This is a genomic window from Parachitinimonas caeni (assembly GCF_030129945.1).
In the GTDB taxonomy this organism is placed as follows: Bacteria; Pseudomonadota; Gammaproteobacteria; order Burkholderiales; family Chitinimonadaceae; genus Parachitinimonas; species Parachitinimonas caeni.
In genome coordinates, this window is record NZ_JARRAF010000013.1 from 65,856 (window position 1) to 84,844 (window position 18,989).

14 protein-coding genes are annotated in these 18,989 nt (G+C 54.6%); 7 read left to right on the forward strand and 7 right to left on the reverse strand.

All coding sequences use genetic code 11. From position 1 onward, the window contains the following. Positions 1-61: 61 nt before the first annotated feature. The gene (gene phnD, locus PZA18_RS12635; RefSeq protein WP_284101206.1) at positions 62-1,051 is read right to left on the reverse strand and encodes a phosphate/phosphite/phosphonate ABC transporter substrate-binding protein; all 990 of its coding nucleotides are present in this window, start codon (positions 1,049-1,051) and stop codon (positions 62-64) included. A 173-nt stretch (positions 1,052-1,224) separates the two neighbouring features. Continuing rightward, positions 1,225-2,214: a phosphate/phosphite/phosphonate ABC transporter substrate-binding protein gene (phnD, locus tag PZA18_RS12640; protein WP_284101207.1), complete on the reverse strand. Its 990-nt coding sequence runs from the start codon at positions 2,212-2,214 to the stop codon at positions 1,225-1,227. A 511-nt stretch (positions 2,215-2,725) separates the two neighbouring features. Between phnD (PZA18_RS12640) and PZA18_RS12645 the strand changes: the two genes are divergently transcribed. The 3 genes from PZA18_RS12645 to PZA18_RS12655 all read left to right on the forward strand — a co-directional run bounded on the left by PZA18_RS12645 (position 2,726) and on the right by PZA18_RS12655 (position 7,273). Beyond that, the gene (locus PZA18_RS12645; RefSeq protein ID WP_284101208.1) at positions 2,726-4,117 is read left to right on the forward strand and encodes a DUF1800 domain-containing protein; all 1,392 of its coding nucleotides are present in this window, start codon (positions 2,726-2,728) and stop codon (positions 4,115-4,117) included. A gap of 7 nt (positions 4,118-4,124) precedes the next feature. Next, a complete protein-coding gene (locus PZA18_RS12650; protein WP_284101209.1) occupies positions 4,125-5,270 on the forward strand; it encodes a DUF1501 domain-containing protein in 1,146 nt (381 codons plus the stop codon). Positions 5,271-5,566: 296 nt separating this feature from the next. Next, positions 5,567-7,273, forward strand: a complete 1,707-nt coding sequence (locus tag PZA18_RS12655) for an RCC1 domain-containing protein (RefSeq protein ID WP_284101210.1) — start codon at positions 5,567-5,569, stop codon at positions 7,271-7,273. Between the two features lie 173 nt (positions 7,274-7,446). On the opposite strand, the gene dnaJ is transcribed toward PZA18_RS12655, so the two are convergent. The 4 genes from dnaJ to grpE all read right to left on the reverse strand — a co-directional run bounded on the left by dnaJ (position 7,447) and on the right by grpE (position 12,562). Next, positions 7,447-8,571 (reverse strand): molecular chaperone DnaJ, encoded by a 1,125-nt coding sequence (gene dnaJ / locus PZA18_RS12660; protein WP_284101211.1) that lies wholly within the window; start codon positions 8,569-8,571, stop codon positions 7,447-7,449. A 21-nt stretch (positions 8,572-8,592) separates the two neighbouring features. After that, positions 8,593-9,663 (reverse strand): fatty acid desaturase family protein, encoded by a 1,071-nt coding sequence (locus tag PZA18_RS12665; protein WP_284101212.1) that lies wholly within the window; start codon positions 9,661-9,663, stop codon positions 8,593-8,595. A gap of 202 nt (positions 9,664-9,865) precedes the next feature. Further along, positions 9,866-11,794, reverse strand: coding sequence for a molecular chaperone DnaK (gene dnaK, locus PZA18_RS12670; RefSeq protein ID WP_284101213.1), 1,929 nt, complete (start codon positions 11,792-11,794; stop codon positions 9,866-9,868). A gap of 219 nt (positions 11,795-12,013) precedes the next feature. After that, a complete protein-coding gene (gene grpE, locus PZA18_RS12675) occupies positions 12,014-12,562 on the reverse strand; it encodes a nucleotide exchange factor GrpE (protein WP_284101214.1) in 549 nt (182 codons plus the stop codon). Positions 12,563-12,922: 360 nt separating this feature from the next. On the opposite strand from grpE, the gene aceA reads away from it, so the two are divergent. Together aceA and PZA18_RS12685 are read left to right on the forward strand one after the other, a co-directional pair. Next, a complete protein-coding gene (gene aceA / locus PZA18_RS12680; protein ID WP_284101215.1) occupies positions 12,923-14,221 on the forward strand; it encodes an isocitrate lyase in 1,299 nt (432 codons plus the stop codon). 162 nt (positions 14,222-14,383) lie between these two features. After that, positions 14,384-16,552, forward strand: coding sequence for a malate synthase G (locus PZA18_RS12685; protein ID WP_284101216.1), 2,169 nt, complete (start codon positions 14,384-14,386; stop codon positions 16,550-16,552). A gap of 70 nt (positions 16,553-16,622) precedes the next feature. Here the strand turns inward: PZA18_RS12685 and grxC are convergent, their stop codons facing one another. Then, positions 16,623-16,877 carry a glutaredoxin 3 gene (gene grxC, locus PZA18_RS12690; RefSeq protein ID WP_284101217.1) on the reverse strand — a complete coding sequence of 85 codons (255 nt, stop codon included), beginning with the start codon at positions 16,875-16,877 and terminating at the stop codon, positions 16,623-16,625. Positions 16,878-17,194: 317 nt separating this feature from the next. On the opposite strand from grxC, the gene PZA18_RS12695 reads away from it, so the two are divergent. Both PZA18_RS12695 and PZA18_RS12700 read left to right on the forward strand, forming a co-directional pair. Beyond that, a complete protein-coding gene (locus PZA18_RS12695) occupies positions 17,195-18,364 on the forward strand; it encodes a toxic anion resistance protein (RefSeq protein WP_284101218.1) in 1,170 nt (389 codons plus the stop codon). A gap of 52 nt (positions 18,365-18,416) precedes the next feature. Further along, positions 18,417-18,929 carry a YiaA/YiaB family inner membrane protein gene (locus tag PZA18_RS12700; RefSeq protein ID WP_284101219.1) on the forward strand — a complete coding sequence of 171 codons (513 nt, stop codon included), beginning with the start codon at positions 18,417-18,419 and terminating at the stop codon, positions 18,927-18,929. Positions 18,930-18,989 lie beyond the last annotated feature (60 nt).

The window sequence follows — 18,989 nt, forward strand, 5'->3', positions numbered from 1 at the left end:
GGTCCCGGCCTATCAAAGAAAACGGCCAATGCTTGTTGGGCATTGGCCGTTTTCTTTGCGCTTAATCCATCATCAGGTACTTTTGCAGGTCAGAGAATTTTCGTGTGATATCAACAGAACGCTTGAACTTGTCGGCATCTGCCATGCGCTCATTGTTCATTACCAGCTGTTGTTCCTGAAAGAGCAGAACATCAGCAATCCGGCTCAATTGTTTGTTGCTGGAACGCTTGAAGCCAATAATACCGCGTGCTTCTTTAAGCATTTCTCGCTCACGGCTGGCTTTGCCATAGCTGAAGATCAGCTGCTCAATGGCTTTTTTGGTTTCGTCATCCAGATCACGGCGGTACAGGACCGGGTCCGCCGGGATGGCTTCTGAGCGCCAAATGACCTTGATACTTGCGTATTCCATCGGGTTTTCGTCTTTGAATTCCCCTTCAAGGTAATCCGAGGCCACACTGGCGACACTGACCTGATGCATGGCAACTGCCATGAAGTTGTCCTTGTGATTGCCAACACTGACTTTCTTGAACACCTGGGAAGGCGAGACGTTGTTGCGGCCAAATACGTAGTAGTTGGGAATCAGTGCGCCAGACGTTGATTGTGCTTCGCCCGTCTGATAGGTGTACTTGCCGCGTTGTGAAAGAAAATCCTGGATCGTATTGATTTCGCTATCTTTGTGCGTAATCAGCAAAGATTGAAACCCGCCACCGCCCTTGAGGTTGACCACATGGGCAAATACCTGAGCATTGGCTTGCGATACGGCCTCCAGTGCTGGGACATGCCCCATGATCGCCACCTGGACTTTGTTCGCTTTCATCTGCGCCAGCAGATCATCGTGCTTGCTTGCAACATAACCGGAAACGGTCATCTTCAACCGCTTTCCCATGTCGTCAAAGATGGGTTGCCATTTCGACAGCTCTTCCTTGGCATCCGAGTTGTTTCGGCTGTCGGAAAATGTCATGCCAACGACCAGCTCGCCCTTGGGGGCAGGAGCCGCGCCAGCGAACACTGGAATAGCGAAGGCTAGGCCGATCAAATTCGCAAGTCGCATCTGTGCTTTCCCTAATGGCTATCGACTAAAGCCTCTGATAATAGCAAAGGAAATTTCTGTATGCGACAAATTTACCAGCAAAATCATACAATTATGACAATTGGGATTTTTACTGTTGCAAGCCGCCGCCGAGTATCGGGCTTTGGTCTGATGCTCGGCGGGGAAGGAAAAATTTACTTGGTAAGCAGATAACGCTGCAGATCGGCGAATTTGCGCGAGACTTCCTCGTGCTTTTTGTTTTTCTCTTCCATTGTCAGCTTTTCATCCTGCATCAGGCTCTGTTGGGCTTGAAACAGCTCAATGTCGGCAACCTGCTGCAGCTGCGCATTGGTGGATTTTTTAAATCCTGTCAGACCACGAGCTTCTTTGAGAGTCGCTTTTTCTTCTGGGGCCTTGCCATAGCCCAGGAAGAATTTTTCAACAGCCTGCTTCATGTCTGCAGGCAGGTCTTTGCGATACAACAAAGGATCGTTCTTGAGTGGGTCTGAACGCCAGATGACCTTTACCTTGGCGTATTCGGCTGCGTTTTCTTCCTTGTAGTCCCCTTCCAGCAGGTCAGAAGCGACGGTTGCGACGTCAACCTCTTTGTTTGCAACGGCCAGGAAGTTGAGCTTGTGGTTGCCACGAGTCACCTTTTTGAATACTTCCTCAGGGGTCACGCGGTAGCGGCTGAAGGCGTAATACAGCGGGACGAGGGTTGAAGAGGTGGATTTCACGTCGCCAAGCTGAAGCGAATATTGCTTGTTGCTGGCAAGCATCTGTTCAAGGTTGGTGAGCTTGCTGTCTTTATGAGCAATGATTAGCGACTGGTAGCTATCTCCACCTTTTATCTTGATAACCTGGCCAAAAACCTGAGCGTTCGCCTGAACCAAGGCATCCAGTGCCGGGACGTTGCCCATGAGTGCAACATGAACCTCGCCCTTCTTCATCCGCTCGACCAGGTCTCCAGCTTTGGTACTGCCCACGCCAGTGACTTTAACCTTCAGCTGCTTGGACATGGCATCAAGCATAGGTTGCCATTGTGCGATTTCATTCTTAATTTCTGCTTCGGATTTGACGCTTAAAGCCGTGAAGCCAAAAACCAGTTCTTGCGTTGGTGCGGCAAATGCGGTTTGTATCAGCAGTGCCGATGCTGCCAGCACGGTATATGGCATCAATTTCATACTCGCTACTCCTCATCCAATCAGAGTTAACACAGTGGCCTGCGCAATGTTGATCCGGCTTGCCGATGATTGAAACATAGGCTGACATCATCGCATTTACAGAATTTTACTTGGCAGGTACTAGGGCAAAGCCAGGTCGGCAGATAAGCTTAATTATCATGCCAGTTTGCCTTTCGGAGTCCATTTCGCAGCTGCAAGCGCTGTCAGAGAGAAAAGCCCATGGCCTGCAAGTATCTGGCTGACTATCGAGCTTGATTGCGTCTTTCTGGCGATACGCGATGGCAAAGCTTGAACTGGAGTGATCCCAATAGGTTGGCTGCCGGCTTGTACTACAAAACTACCGATTTCGTCGAGCATTGCCTGATTGATGAAGAGGTGGCGTGCAGTGGCAAACCCGGATCTTGCTGGCAGATTGTTTTCCGGGGGCGTGGAAGGCAGTCTTCGCTTTTCGTCCCGAATTGTTGTTGCCCTTGCTTGTTGTTGGTTGGGCGTGTTCTACCAGAGGTGTGCCATGCGTTTTGTTCTTTATGGCTTATTGCTGTTTGCGCGTATTGGATTTGCCGCTCCGCTCGGAGAGGAGGGGGCTCGCCATTTGTTGAACCGGAGTGGTTTTGGTGCGAGTCCGCAGGAAGTGACGATGTTTGCACGGCTTGAGCGTGCAATGGCGGTTGATCAGTTGCTGGCCCAGGCTCAGTCGGTCGCCATGACTCCGCCTCCTGGCTGGGTGAACGAACCATTGTCGCGGCGCGGTGAGGCGATGACCGAGGAAGAGAAGGTCATGCGCCTGGAGGAGCAGAAACAACGAGGCTTTGAACTACGTGGTTGGTGGTTGGCCGAAATGGCTAGCACTGCGTCGCCTTTGACTGAGCGGATGACCTTGTTCTGGCACAACCACTTCACCTCGTCCATGCAGAAGGTCAAGCATGGTCAACTGATGTATCGACAGAACTTGCTGCTACGGCAGCATGCACTTGGCAGTTTCTCTGATCTGCTGCATGGGGCCGCCAAAGATCCGGCAATGTTGATTTATCTGGATGGCGTGAGAAACCTGAAGGGGGAGCCCAACGAGAATTTTTCCCGTGAGGTCATGGAGTTGTTCACGTTGGGAGAGGGGCGGTATACCGAGAACGACATTCGGGAAGCGGCACGGGCGTTCACGGGCTGGGGGGTGGATCGGGATAGCGGGGAGTTTCGCTTTCGACGAAATCAGCACGACGATGGCAGCAAAACGATCCTTGGGCAGACCGGCAATTTTGATGGGGATGATGTGCTCGATTTGCTGCTGGGTCGGCCAGAGACGGCAGATTTCATCACACGGAAGTTATGGCGTGAGTTTGTGTCGCCTGTGGCTGATGAGCGCGAAGTCAGACGCCTGGCAACAGTTTTCAGAAGCAACCGCTATCAGATCAAGCCGCTGCTGCAAGGTCTCTTTATGAGCGAAGCCTTTTGGGCGGGTGCCAATCGGGGCAGTTTGGTTAAGTCTCCCATCGAATTGACGGTTGGTACCCTGCGGACTTTTGAATTGCGCCCACCGGACTGGCGCCCGGTGATCCAAGTGAACCGGGCGATGGGCCAGGACTTGTTCAATCCCCCCAATGTAAAAGGGTGGCCGGGAGGTGATGCCTGGATAAACAGCCAGACTCTGCTTTTGCGCAAACAGACATTATTGCGCCCCTTTGTTGGTCCTCCTATGCGTGGGGATGCTGAGGCTGACTCTCGCCGATTTGAAAACCGACGGGCACGAATGGAGTTGCATTTGAGTCGCTGGCTGGATCAACTTGGGAACGACATGGTGCGGGCCACCCGTCTGTTACTACCATTGCCGGCAGATTCACTGCCAGTGGGTACGGCATCGGACCGAATATCTGCTTTGTTGCAGCACCCTTATTACCAGTTGAAGTGAGGTTGTGATGAATCGTCGTCAGTTCCTTAATCTGAGCCTAGTAGGGCTGAGCGGATTGCCGAGTATTAGTGGGGCGGCGAATGTCGGTAGTCACGCATCCAACAGGCTGTTGATATTGGTCGAGTTAAAAGGCGGCAATGATGGGCTCAATACAGTGGTTCCTTACACTGACCGGCTCTACTATCAAGCCCGACCCAAGTTGGCAATTCCGGCGGCCGATGTCCTTCGCCTGGATCACCAACTTGGTTTCAACCCGGCGATGCGAGCACTGCTTCCGATATGGGAACAAGGTGAATTGGCTGTGATTCAAGGCGTTGGTTATGCCTCCCCAAATTTGTCGCACTTTCGTTCCATTGAAATCTGGGAAACCGCTTCGAATAGTCAGCAGTACCTGAATCAAGGCTGGTTGAGCCGGCAATTTCTTCATCTGCCACTGGCCTCTCGCATGATCGCGGATGGCGTGATTCTCGGCAGTCAGGAACTGGGTCCGCTAGCTGGTGGGGCGCGGGCATTGGTGCTGAGTGACCCGGCAAGCTTTATCAAACAGGCAAGGCTGGCGGCCGGTGCCGCGCCCGCAACCAATCCCGCGCTGGCTCACCTCTTGAAGATAGAAAATGACATCCGGGGTGCTGCGCAGGGGCTTGGTGGAAACGCCGCACTGCAGACTACATTCCCTGAACATGGCTTTGGCAAGACAGTAAAAACGGCCTGTGAAGTGTTGGCTATCAATCGCAATATCGGTGCGCTCCGACTGACTCTGGGTGGCTTTGATACCCACTCCAATCAACGGCAGATACAAGATCGCTTGTTGAAAGAGCTGGCCGAAGGCTTATCTGCGCTACGCAGTGGTTTGCGCGAGCTGTCTATCTGGCAAGATTGCTTGGTGCTGACATATGCCGAGTTCGGTCGAAGGGTGGCAGAAAATCGTAGTGGCGGCACAGATCATGGGACGGCGAATGTCCACTTTGCACTAGGTGGTAAGGTAAAAGGGGGCTTTTTCGGAAGTGCACCCGATTTCACAGATCTGGATGCCGATAATCTTCGATATCAGATTGATTTTCGCCAACTCTACGCAACGGCCTGTCGCTTTTGCTGGAATGACACGGGAGAGGCGGGTTTGGGAGGGCGCTTTCCTGAGCTGGCCATTATTTAAAAACCGGGCATCATTCTAATGACGCTTATTCATTTCGATAATATTACCAAGTCATTTCCTCAATTTCGCGAAGAAGCTGCCGAAATAGCGCATGAATCTGCCACTTTTGGGCGAGCACAAGGCTGATTGGTTTTGAGGATTTCAGGTTTCCGCTAATATTACACAGGAATATCTTTACGCCACGCGTTGATGTGGCTGGCTTGTGGTGGCAGTCGATAGCAAAGGCTGCGTCTTTGCACAAGAATTGCTTGCAATCACCGAATCAAACAATTGATTCGGCTTACGGGAGACCCCTTATGAATAAAGTATTTACCCTGCGTCATGCCTTGCTCTGCGGCGCCGTCTCCGCGGCACTGGCTGGCTCGGCTTTGGCGGTTACTCCGATGATCGCAACTGGCGGCGGTCATAGCATGGCCCTGCGTAGCGATGGCACTGTACGTACCTGGGGCTGGAACAACTCCGGGCAGTTAGGCGATGGTTCTTTTCAGAATCGGACAGTTCCTGGTGGAATTTCCGCCTTTGCCGGCATCAGCCAGATCGCGGCAGGGGGCGACCATAGCTTGGCAATTGCCGAGGATGGCAATCTTTATCTGTGGGGCGATAATTCCTTCGGTCAGCTTGGCAATACGCCCCAAGCTCCGGGTCGTCCACAGCAGGTTTGGAGTCTCAATGGCGTCACGGCGGCGTCTGCAGGCTGGTTTCATACCGTGGCAGTCCGGCATGATGGAACGGTTTGGTCTTGGGGCTTGAATGATCGCGGGCAGTTGGGGGATCAGCAATCTGCACTTAAGAATCAGCCAACACCTGTGCAAGTGCCGAATTTCTATGGCGCGATTGCGGCTGCTGCGGGCTTGAATTTCACATTGATTCTAAAGCGGGATGGTTCGGTGTGGGCATGGGGGGACGGAAGCCGAGGTCAATTGGGTGTCGTATATGGAATGTCCGCTAGTGCTGCTACCCAAGCCGCGACCCTACAGACGCAGATCACGACTTTGCAAGGACAGATTGCAGCGGAAACTGATCCGACTAAATTGGCAACACTTCAGGCGCAGCTGGCAACTGCCCAAGCAGCATTAAGTAAGCTAAATACTACTGCTGCGAATTTTTCTTATAACAGAACTATTGTGCTTGGGGGGGCGTGTGGAACCAAAGAGACGACTCTCTACAGCGATATCTGTACCGAGTGGCCAAACCAAGTCCATTTTGATAATGGAGAACCGCTGACTAATATTGTCCAGATTGCAGCAGGTGGGTATCACGCTTTGGCGCTTGATACTGCTGGGCAGGTCTGGTCTTGGGGGTGGAACCATAAAGGGCAGCTTGGGCGTCCGGAAGTTTCCCAGGCGGATACTGATACTCCGGCAAAGGTTACTTTCTCCGAGGCTCCTGGCCGAGTAATTTCTATTGCTGCAGGTGAATATCACTCTGCCGTGCTGTTTGATGATGGTTCGGTATGGGCTTGGGGTTACAACGTCAAAGGCGATCTTGGTGATGGTACCTACACAGATAGATCGAACCCGCGCCCAGTCCTGGCTGGCAATGCCGCAGATTCGCCCCCTCTAAAAGGTGTTGCGCAGATTGCAACCCATGCCGGTGAGCACACCCTTGCGTTGAAGACGGACGGAAGTTTGGTGTCTTGGGGCTCCAACTTCTGGGGACAACTGGGTCTTGGCTATACCAGCTTTGCGCAGAATTCCCCGATTCTGGTGAAGGGGGAAGGTGGTATCGACAAGTTGAAGTTGGGGACACCGGATACCAGTGCCATGGATTCCTCTGCTCGGCTGTTTGGCTGGGCTGAACGTGTTTATGCAAGTTACTTTCCAGGAGCCAAGAGTAAGACGGAGTCTTGGGGGGGCTATAAGTATCGTAAGTATGCAAACGGTGCTTATCTCGGGACCAAGGATGGCCGCCTGTTCTATGTCGATCCACAAGCTGCTGGTGACGTGAAGGACTTGGGGCTGATTGATAGCTGGCTGCAGCAAGCTGTCAGCGCTGGATACTAAGCACAGCAGATAGGATGTTTGTGGCGAAATCGCCACAAATGGCAACCCCCGCCTAGCTTGAAAGAGCTAGGCGGGGGTTTTGCATTTTGGCAAAGCCATTCGAGATCAATGATTGATTGACGACGAATGTTCAAGGCCCCGGACCGTCAGACGCAGAGCCTTGGCGATGGGTTTTAACTGAAAAATTCTTTGACCTTATCCATCCATGATTTGGCCCGAGGATTATGAGTAGCAGCGTCCCCCTGGCTGATCATGTCAAATTCTCGTAGCAGTTCTTTCTGTCGTTCGGTCAAATTAACGGGGGTTTCAACGACGACATGGCAGAGCAAGTCTCCTTGCAGGCTGCTGCGTACACCCTTGATGCCCTTGCCACGGAGGCGGAATGCTTTGCCACTTTGGGTTTCTGCGGGGATTTTGATCTTTGCTGCACCATCCAGTGTGGGGATCTCAATCTCACCGCCAAGAGCTGCAGTGGTGAAACTGATTGGCATTTCGCAATGCAGATCATTGCCTTCGCGTTGGAAGACCGGGTGCTGCTTAACGTGGATGACGACGTATAAATCTCCCGGCGGACCGCCATTGACGCCGGCCTCGCCTTCGCCCGACAGGCGTATCCGGTCACCTTCGTCTACACCGGCAGGGATCTTGACCGACAGGGTCTTGTGGGTCTTTTTGCGGCCAGCGCCACTGCAATCGCGGCACGGGTCTGGAATAACCTTGCCGGTACCGTGGCAGGTTGGGCAGGTCTGCTGCAGTGAGAAGAATCCTTGCTGAATGCGGACTTGCCCATGCCCACTACAGGTGGAGCAAGTCTTTGCCTCGGTTCCGGGTTTAGCACCTGAACCATGGCAGGTCTCGCACTCTTCATGAGTAGGGATGCGAATACGAGATTCAGTACCTCGGGCAGCCTCTTCTAGGGTTACCTCAAGGTTATAACGTAGATCGGAGCCTCGATACACATTCGATCGACCGCCACGACCGCCGCCGCCGCCAAAGATGTCACCAAAGATGTCACCAAACGCATCAGCAAAACCACCAAAGCCGCCGGGGCCAAAGCCGCCACCAGCTTGAGGGTCAACACCAGCGTGGCCGTACTGATCATAGGCGGCACGCTTTTGCGCATCCGACAGGATCTCGTAGGCTTCCTTGACTTCCTTGAATTTCTCTTCGGCGGTCTTGTCGCCCTGATTGCGGTCAGGGTGATACTTCATCGCAAGCTTGCGATACGCCTTTTTGATGTCGTCTTCGCTAGCGTCTCGATTGACGCCGAGGACTTGGTAAAAATCTTGTTTGGACATGGTTCAAAACCTTGCAGGCGTTCAGACCGGCTGCCCCATGCGGCGCAGGTGGCGAAAGTGAGCCAGGATTGCCGCACGTGTGGTGCCGAAAGAGTGATAAACGATGCCGAACTCACGGCAGGTGTCACGCACAATCCGGCTGATTGCCGGGTAGTGTACATGGCTCATTTTGTGGAACAGGTGATGCTCGACCTGATGATTCAGTCCGCCAGTGTAGAAGTTCACCAGACGACTGCCTGGGGCGAAGTTGGCGGTGGTGCGCAGCTGATGCTCGGCCCAGTCGTACGGCATCAGGCCATTGGCATCGGGTAGTGGAAAATCAGCCCCTTCGACGGTATGCGCAAGCTGGAATACCAGAGACAGTGTCAGACCAAACAGGAGATGCATGCCAATAAAGAAGCTAAGCACCAGCCACCAGGGATGCAGCAGCATCGGGACCAGCAACGCATAAGCAAAATAAGCGAGCTTTACGCTGAAAAAGTACGGTAACTCCCACCACTTTCTGGGTTGCAGGGCCGTTTCACCAATGCGACCCGTGAAGACCTTTTGAAAGTCGCTGAAAAACAGCAGGTACAAGGACAGAAGGCTATACAGCAGTGGCGCGTACCAGTGTTGCAGGCGATGCCAGGGTTTTCTGGGTTGGCTCGGGCTGAATCGCATCAAGCTACCGATGGCGATATCGTCGTCCTTCCCATCTACATTGGTGTAGGTGTGATGCAGCATGTTGTGCTTCTGTCGCCACAACATACTGCTGCTGCCCAGCACATCCATCGTAGCGCCAGCCAGCCAGTTCAGCCAGCGCCGGCGCGACAGGCTGCCGTGCGCTCCGTCGTGCATGACGCCAAACGCGGTCAGCACCATACCCTGCACCATGACAAACGCCGCGAGCACGGCTTGCCACAGGGAGTCTGTCAAAAACACCAGCCAGACATAGCCACCGAACATGGCCCCCAGCGCCAGCAATGCCTTGGCAGCGAGACGCCAATTACCGGTGGGCCGTTTGCCTTCCGCCTGCAAATAGCCATCAACCCGAGACTTCAGCGTCTCGAAAAAAGCCGTACGTGGTGGAAATTGCAGCCGTTGCTGTGTCATTGCGCCTCCCGGTAGGGTGTTGACGAGAAAGCCCGACTCCGGCTGGTGGCCTATGAGCCGGGCTAAACCCGGATCTTCCTCCAATTGCGCAGTTTGTGCCGGATTTTCCCGTTTGCGCACATCGGAATGCCGGTGTGCGCACGAATGGAAAATTATCCGGCCCGTAACTTGCGCAGCCTGCAGGAAGATCTTGGCACTACGCTTACTTGTTGTCTTTGACTTCAGTGTATTCCGCGTCTACGACGTCGCCGTCATCGCGCTTGCCCGCTGCTTCTGCTCCTCCTGGTGCTGCGCCAGCTTGAGCGCCCTGTTGGGCGGCATACATCTTTTCAGTCAGCGAGTGGGAAGCCTTCATCAGCGCTTCGGACTTGGCATCAATGACGTCCTTGTCATCACTCTTGACCACTTCTTCCGCTTCCTTCAAGGCTGATTCAATCGTTGCCTTTTCATCGGCACCGATCTTGTCACCGAAATCGGTCAGGCTCTTCTTCACTTGGTGAATCAGACCTTCCAGCTGGTTACGGGCTTGCACTAACTCGTGCAGCTTCTTGTCTTCCTCGGCGTTGGCTTCGGCATCCTTCACCATGCGCTGGATTTCGTCTTCCGACAGACCCGAGTTGGCCTTGATGGTGATCTTGTTCTCTTTGCCAGTGGCTTTGTCCTTGGCGGAAACATGCAAGATGCCGTTGGCGTCGATATCAAAAATCACCTCGATCTGTGGTGTGCCACGCGGAGCAGCGGGAATGCCTTCCAGATTGAACTGCCCCAGCGATTTGTTGGCCGACGCTTTTTCACGCTCGCCCTGCAGAACGTGGATGGTTACGGCTGCCTGATTGTCGTCAGCGGTCGAGAACACTTGCGAGGCCTTGGTAGGGATCGTGGTGTTCTTGTTGATCAGCTTGGTCATGATGCCGCCGAGGGTTTCGATACCCAGCGACAGCGGCGTCACGTCGAGCAGCAGTACGTCCTTGCGGTCACCCGTCAGAACTGAACCCTGAATCGCAGCGCCTACGGCAACGGCTTCGTCTGGGTTCACATCACGGCGAGGGTCCTTACCGAAGAACTCCTTGACCTTGTCCATGACCTTGGGCATGCGAGTCTGACCGCCAACCAGGATCACGTCATCAATATCACTAACTTTGACGCCCGCATCCTTGATTGCGATACGGCAAGGCTCAATGGTGCGCTCAACCAGGTCATCAACCAGCGATTCGAACTTGGCACGGGTGATCTTCATGGCCAAGTGCTTGGGGCCCGTTGCGTCAGCGGTGACGTAAGGCAGGTTGATTTCGGTCTGCTGGCTGGAAGACAGCTCAATCTTGGCTTTCTCAGCAGCTTCTTTCAGGCGTTGCAGCGCGAGTACGTCTTTCGACAGGTCTGTGCCTTGTTCTTTCTTGAACTCGGTCACGATGTAGTCGATCAGGCGTTGGTCAAAATCTTCACCGCCGAGGAAGGTGTCGCCGTTGGTGGACAACACTTCAAACTGCATTTCGCCATCGACATCAGCAATTTCAATGATCGAAATATCGAAAGTACCGCCACCCAGGTCATACACGGCAATCTTGCGGTCGCCCGAACCCTTCTTGTCCAAGCCAAAAGCCAGTGCAGCGGCGGTTGGTTCGTTGATGATCCGTTTGACTTCCAGACCTGCGATCCGACCTGCATCTTTGGTAGCTTGGCGCTGGCTGTCGTTGAAGTAAGCGGGAACGGTAATGACGGCTTCAGTCACTTCTTCGCCGAGATAGTCTTCGGCGGTCTTCTTCATCTTGCGCAGCACTTCCGCTGAAATTTGCGGAGGGGCCATCTTCTTGCCGCGTACTTCTACCCATGCGTCACCATTGTCGGCTTTGGCAATGGTGTAAGGCATCAGGCTGATATCTTTTTGTACTTCCTTTTCTTCAAAGCGACGGCCGATCAAACGCTTTACGGCATAGAGAGTGTTGCGGGCATTGGTAACCGCCTGGCGTTTGGCCGGTGCGCCAACCAGAATTTCACCATCTTCGGCATAAGCGATGATCGACGGAGTCGTGCGTGCGCCTTCGGCGTTTTCAATGACCTTGACATTGCCACCTTCCAGAACTGCCACGCAGCTGTTGGTTGTGCCAAGGTCGATACCAATAATCTTACCCATAGTGTTTTCCTTCCAATGTCTTAGTTGCTGAATGGTTGTCAGCAAGAATCCGAATAACCTTGTTCGCTAAGTGGGGATGTCGCTGCACATTTCAAGCGACTTAATCAGACCAAAAGCGCAGGTTTTTGCAGGCCCGCCAGGAATCGGGGCTGACGCATTGCAGTCGGGCGTCAGACATGTTCCAGGCATGTCGCCAGTGGCCGGCACCCAGCTGGGTGCTTACTTGCTCTTGGCAACGACCACCATGGCGGGGCGCAACACACGCTCGGCCAGCAAATAGCCCTTTTGCATGACGTTGATGACGGTATTGGGCTCTGCATCGGCTTCGATCATCGAAATGGCCTGGTGCTTGTGCGGGTCCAGTTTTTCACCGATGGGGTTGATTTCTTTCAGCTGAACCTTGTCGAAGGCGGCAACCAGTTGTTTGAGGGTCATATCAACCCCCATCTTTAAGTTGTCGATATTGCCGGAGTTGTCAGCCAGAGCCATTTCCAGGCTGTCTTTTACGGGCAGCAACTCGCCAGCCAGCTTGGAGACGGCGTACTTGTGTGCGCTAGCGACATCTTCCTGACTGCGGCGGCGCAGGTTCTCGGTATCTGCACGGGCGTACAGCACTTCATTTTGCAGTGCAGCGACACGGGCTTCCGCGTCGGCGAGCTTTTGCTCCAGGCTGGGTTCGGCAGATGTAGTGGCGTTTCCACTGGTTTCAGAATTGAGTGATTCGGACTTAGATTCTTGTTCCATCTCGGGTTCCATGTGGTGATGCATCTGGAGTTCTCCTAACAATACCCACCCCAGTTGGGGGTGTTTTCGGGTAATTTCAATAGTGGTAAACCCGCAACAATACTGTTGCATTTCTGTAATTTCATGTCGCACCGGCGAAAATGCTTGCTGCACTGCACATGAAACTTCATATAATCGAACTACACATCGCTGAGGATCACGCACGCTGCGAGGCCACCATTATCTCGCTGCGTTCCTTGCCTCCGGGCGCTTGACCAGGCTCGGAATAGCCCTGCTGGACGACGATCTCCGGCCCCTAGTGACGCACCTCGCGCTTGATTTATCTAACTTAAGTCGGGCGCTTGCCGACTTTGGCTTTGAATTCCAAATCTTGGGGTAACTGACATGACGACTCGTGAACAACGTATTGCCGCCATTCAACGCGAATGGGACGAAAATCCGCGCTGGAAGGGTATCAAGCGTGGCTACACCGCTGCTGATGTCGAACGCCTGCGCGGCTCGGTTCAAAACGAGTACAGCCTGGCTCGCCGTGGCGCAGAAAAACTGTGGAACCTGGTCAACAACGAACCTTACGTCAATTGCCTGGGCGCCTTGACGGGCGGTCAAGCCATGCAGCAGGTCAAGGCTGGCGTAAAAGCCATCTACCTGTCTGGTTGGCAGGTCGCGGCCGACAACAACGAATACTCGGCCATGTACCCCGATCAGTCACTGTATCCTGTGGATTCCGTGCCTAAGGTGGTGGAGCGCATCAATAACGCGTTTTCCCGTGCCGATGAAATTCAGCACAGCAAGGGAATCGAGCGTGGCGACAAAGGCTTTATCGACTACTTCGCCCCTATTGTAGCGGATGCTGAAGCCGGTTTTGGCGGCGTACTCAACGCCTACGAGCTGATGAAGTCGATGATCCGTGCGGGTGCGGCTGGCGTGCATTGGGAAGATCAGCTCGCTTCGGTAAAGAAGTGCGGTCATATGGGCGGAAAGGTATTGGTTCCCACGCAGGAAGCCGTGCAGAAGCTGATCGCTGCGCGTCTGGCTGCGGATGTTTACGGCGTGCCGACCCTGGTGATCGCTCGTACCGACGCTGAGGCGGCCGATCTCTTAACCAGCGATTACGATGAAAATGACAAGCCTTTCCTGACGGGTGAGCGTACAGCCGAAGGCTTCTACAAGACCAAGAAGGGGATTGAGCAGGCGATCAGCCGGGCGATTGCTTACGCTGACTATGCCGATCTCGTCTGGTGTGAAACCGGTACGCCAGATCTGGAGTTTGCCCGCAAGTTTGCTGAGGCAGTACACGCCAAGCACCCAGGCAAAATGCTCGCTTACAACTGCTCGCCATCGTTCAACTGGAAGAAAAATCTCGACGATGCCACCATTGCCAAGTTCCAGCGTGAGCTAGGGGCGATGGGCTACAAGTATCAGTTCATCACTTTGGCCGGCATTCACTCCATGTGGTACAACATGTTCGACTTGGCACAAGACTATGTGGCTCGTGGCATGTCTGCCTACGTTGAGAAGGTACAGGAGCCGGAGTTTGCTGCGCGTGACCGTGGCTACAGCTTTGTCAGCCACCAGCAGGAAGTCGGTACAGGCTACTTCGATGACGTCACCACAGTGATTCAGGGTGGCGCATCATCGGTAACCGCCCTGACCGGTTCGACCGAGGAAGAGCAGTTCCATTGATCGACGAATTGATAAGTGGGCGTCATCGTTCACTTATCATTCTGGATGAGCAAACGCCGCCCAACTCAGCAGAGTTCGGGCGGCGTTTTCGTTTATGCAGGCCTGGGCTGGCGCGACCGGAAATATAACGTCAATAGAGCCTAGGCTTCGAAAGGTGTTGCCATGACCGAACGTATTCAACACGGCAATCTTGCCGTAGACCGCGAGCTTTACGACTTCATCAACAATGCCGCGATTCCCGGCACGGGTGTTGAGATCGCCGCCTTCTGGTCTGCTTTCGAGCAGATTCTGGCCGATCTGACTCCCCGAAATAAAGCGCTGCTGGCCAAGCGTGACCAGCTGCAAGCGCAGATCGATACTTGGCATCGTGCCAATCCCAAGGCCGATTTCGCGGCTTATAAGGCTTTCCTGACTGAAATTGGCTATCTACTGCCAGAAGGGGCGGCATTTGAGGTGACCACATCGGGTGTTGATGAGGAAATCGCCACTCTGGCCGGCCCACAGCTGGTAGTGCCCGTGAAGAATGCCCGCTATGCGTTGAACGCCGCCAATGCGCGATGGGGTTCGCTCTATGACGCACTGTATGGGACGGACGTCATCGCTGACGAGGGCGGGGCGGAAAAAGGCAAGGCGTATAACCCGGTGCGTGGGGCCAAGGTCATCGCCTTTGCCCGGAAGTTTCTGGATGACACCTTTCCGCTATCGGCGGGCTCGCATCGTGACGCGACGGCCTATGTGGTGGTGGCGGGACAGTTGCGTGTGACCTTGAAAGGTGGTGAGGCCGTAAGCTTGCAGAACCCAGCCCTGTTTGTCGGGTATGTTGGGGATGCGGCGGCGCCCTCTGGCGTACTGCTCAAACATCATGGCTTGCATGTGGAAATTCAGATTGATGCTGCGCATCCAATTGGTGCGACCGATCTGGCGCATGTCAAAGACCTGTGCCTGGAAGCGGCAGTCACCACGATCCAGGATTGTGAAGACTCGGTTGCCGCCGTCGATGCGGAGGACAAGCTGGAGGTCTATCGCAATTGGCTGGGCCTGATGCTGGGAACACTCGAAGACACTTTCGAAAAGGGGGGTAAGCAGCTTACCCGCCGTATGCAGGGAGACCGGACTTTCACGGCCGCATCGGGCGGAACGCTGACCCTGCACGGCCGTTCCCTGATGTTGCTGCGAAATGTGGGGCACCTCATGACCAATCCGGCCATTCGCTTTCAGAATGAGGATGTGTTCGAGGGCATCATGGATGCCATGGTGACTGCACTGATCGCCAAGCACGACCTGCTCGGTCGTGGTCAGCTACGTAATTCCCGCGCCGGGTCGATGTATATCGTCAAACCGAAAATGCATGGGCCGGAAGAAGTGGCATTTGCGGTCGAGCTATTCGCGCGGGTGGAACAGGCCATCGGGCTACCTGCCAATGCGCTGAAAATTGGCGTGATGGATGAAGAACGCCGCACTTCAGTCAATCTCAAGGAATGTATCCGGGCGGCCAAGGATCGCATCATCTTCATCAATACAGGATTTATGGATCGCACAGGAGATGAGATTCATACGGCGATGGAGGCTGGAGTGATGGTGCGTAAAGAAGCGATGAAGGCGACACGCTGGATTGCTGCTTACGAAAATAGCAACGTCGATGTTGGGCTGCTCTGCGGTTTGCAAGGCAAGGCGCAAATCGGCAAAGGTATGTGGCCCAAGCCAGACATGATGGCTGAAATGGTCAGGACAAAAGTCGGTCATCCGCAGGCTGGCGCCAATTGTGCCTGGGTGCCCTCGCCGACCGGGGCAGTGCTGCACGCGCTGCACTATCACCAGGTGGATGTATTCAAGCGTCAGGATGAGCTGAAGTCACGGGCACGGGCATCGGTTGATGACATCCTGACCTTGCCGCTGGCGGCAGATACCCATTGGTCTGCCGAGGAAATCCAGGCAGAGTTGGAAAACAATTGTCAGGGCATTCTGGGGTATGTGGTGCGCTGGGTGGATCAGGGAGTGGGTTGTTCCAAGGTGCCGGATATCCATAATGTCGGATTGATGGAAGACCGCGCCACGCTGCGTATCTCCAGCCAGCATGTTGCCAACTGGTTGCGTCACGGCATCGTCCGTTCGCAGCAGGTGCAGGAGGTCATGCAGCGCATGGCAGCGGTTGTGGATGCCCAGAATGCACATGATCTCGCTTACCGCCCGATGGCAGGCAATTTTGAAGGCAGCATTGCCTTCAAGGCGGCGTGCGAGTTGGTGTTCGATGGGGTGAATCAGCCCAATGGCTACACCGAACCGATTCTGCACCGTAGCCGTTTGGCCTTGAAAGCCAGCCAAGGGCATTAAGCCCCTCCGGGTGCCCGTTAAAGACAAAGCCCCTGCTTGCAGGGGCTTTGTCACGATTGGTGGCGGGGGGTCATGCCTGCAGCAGTGGCATCAGGCCGCCTTGTCTATCCAGGGCTGCTAGATCATCAAAGCCACCAACGTGATGATCACCAATGAAAATCTGCGGCACGGTACGACGACCGCTGCGTTGCATCATTTCGTCACGCTTGGCTGGGTCGGCTTCAATATTGATTTCAGTGGCGGTCACTCCCTTGCTTTGCAGCAGTTGCTTGGCGCGTTGGCAATAAGGGCACCAGTTGGTGGTGTACATGATGACGGTGGGCATGATGAGCTCCAGAGGGCCTTGAGCAGCAATTACGCAACTTGGGGCGGATCAAAAACAGGTCAGATCATCCCTCTATGCGGAGTCTGAACCCGGTTTCCAACCATACAACCGGGGCTGGGTTCGCAAAAATGCTGCGCAGGTTTGCAGACGGGCAGGACAATCTGGCCAATACTCAACAGATGGGGTTGCCTGCCTGCAGAGTCAAGCCCTGGCAGTTCTAAGCTATTGGCACGGCACAGTCGCGTTGCTTGCATTGGCAGCGGTCGGGCGGTCTTGTTATCGTGTCAGCGCTATCTTTCGATATTTTCCACTGGCTTATGCATGCTGCTTTGACCTTGACCCCGCCTGAACCGATCCGGGCTATCGAAATTTGTGATGTTGCAAAGTGGCATGCTTTGCCGGCTGCTTCGCAGCAGCAGATCGACGATGAGTTGGCAGTGATACTCGATGGCCTGCTGCGACAAGACTTGCAGGCACCAGCCTTTGCCTCGGCGGTAGATCAGGTCTTTCTGCTTGGTCGGGAAGAAATGCGTCAGTCCGCACAGCTCATCAGCCTGAAATTGTTACCACGCAATCAGCGTGGGGTATCCGATGGCCAGGCCATGCTGGCGATGACGGAGATGCGTCGCTTGTTGGAGGCGTTGAATCCCGCACGGGCAGGGGATTTATCCCCCGCACGCAAATTATTCGGTCTGATACCGCGTAGCGGTGGTTTGTCTGCGTATTTCAAACGCTTTCAGCAATCGGGTGCAGCCTTGCAGGCGGCGATGAATCAACTGTATGTCGCCAGGGATGATCTGGCGCGGGATGACATTGAATTGGCCGTGCTGGCCACCAAACTGCAGACCGAGGCCCAGCGGTTAGCCGAGGCTGCCCAGAAGCTGCAGCAGCTGGACGAGCAACTGGCAGCGGCGCAGGCCATGATGTCGCAGACTGATCCTGAACGTAGCCGGCGCCTGCGGCAGGACGTGAGTTATTTCGTGCGGCAGAATCTGCAGGATCTACAAACACAACAAGCGGTGTGTCTGAATGGGTATGCGTCGATTCTTGTATTGCAAAAGGCTGGCCGCGAGCTGAGCCAAGGCTGTGAGCGGCTGGCGGTGATTGGGATCAGCGCGTTGGCCGTTGCGCAGATGGTGGCGCGACAGGCTGGCGAGCAGCTGAAAGTGACGCAGCTGCTTCAGGGAATCAATCAGTCGATTGAGCAGTACGCCAGCGATAGTGGCCCGTTGCTTGGCTTGATACAGGGGCCGGCCGCTGCCCTGCCAACCGATACCGCAACAGGGGTGGAGCGCTTGAAAGCCATGTTCGACTTGAGTCTGCGCGCCCTGGATGCGATAGAAACCTTTCGACAGCAGACTGCACAGACTGCTGGTGATAACGAAGCGATCTTGCGTTCCCAGCTTCAACAAGTCCGACAAGCCATAGACAAACCGGCATCTATGCCGATAACCTCCGGTCAGGTAAGTGGGCCAGTGGTGCGGTAAAGGCTGCAGACCGCTGGTCTGCAATGAGTGCCCTAGATAAGGAGAAACAGTGATGGCCAAGCAGTATTTGATTCGTCGTGATACCAAGGGCTGGATCGTGCAAGTCTGGGCGTCCTTTGCGCTATCGGTTGGCGCTTGTGGTATGGGGGTCTGGAATTTGCCGCACGAGACGCTGGATCGGGCATTTCTGGCGTTGGGTTATTTTTTCTGCCTGTTTTCTGCGTTTTCGGTGGCCAAATTGATCCGGGACAACCGGGACGAACGTGTAGACACCGGAGCCTGGATGGTGACCGTGTGGGTTGGCTTTGCTGTAGCTGTTGGACTGACGGGTTGGGGCTTGTACCGGATGACGATCCCGGAGGGGCAGCGCGCCTATATGATCGTGTCGTGGCTCTTTCTCATGAGCTCGGTTTTTACCCTGGCCAAGACCGTGCGTGACAAACAGGACGCCGATATGCTGGAACATGCGGCAGCGGTAGAGCCGCAGACCATTGCACAGACGCTACCTCGTGGAGAGCGCATCCCCTCGCCGCGCGTACCGGAGTCGCAACGGGTGCCTGAGTAATCGGCCCGAGGTGGAAGACTGTTAAAAGCGCGAGTCATTCTCGCGCTTTTATTTTTGGCG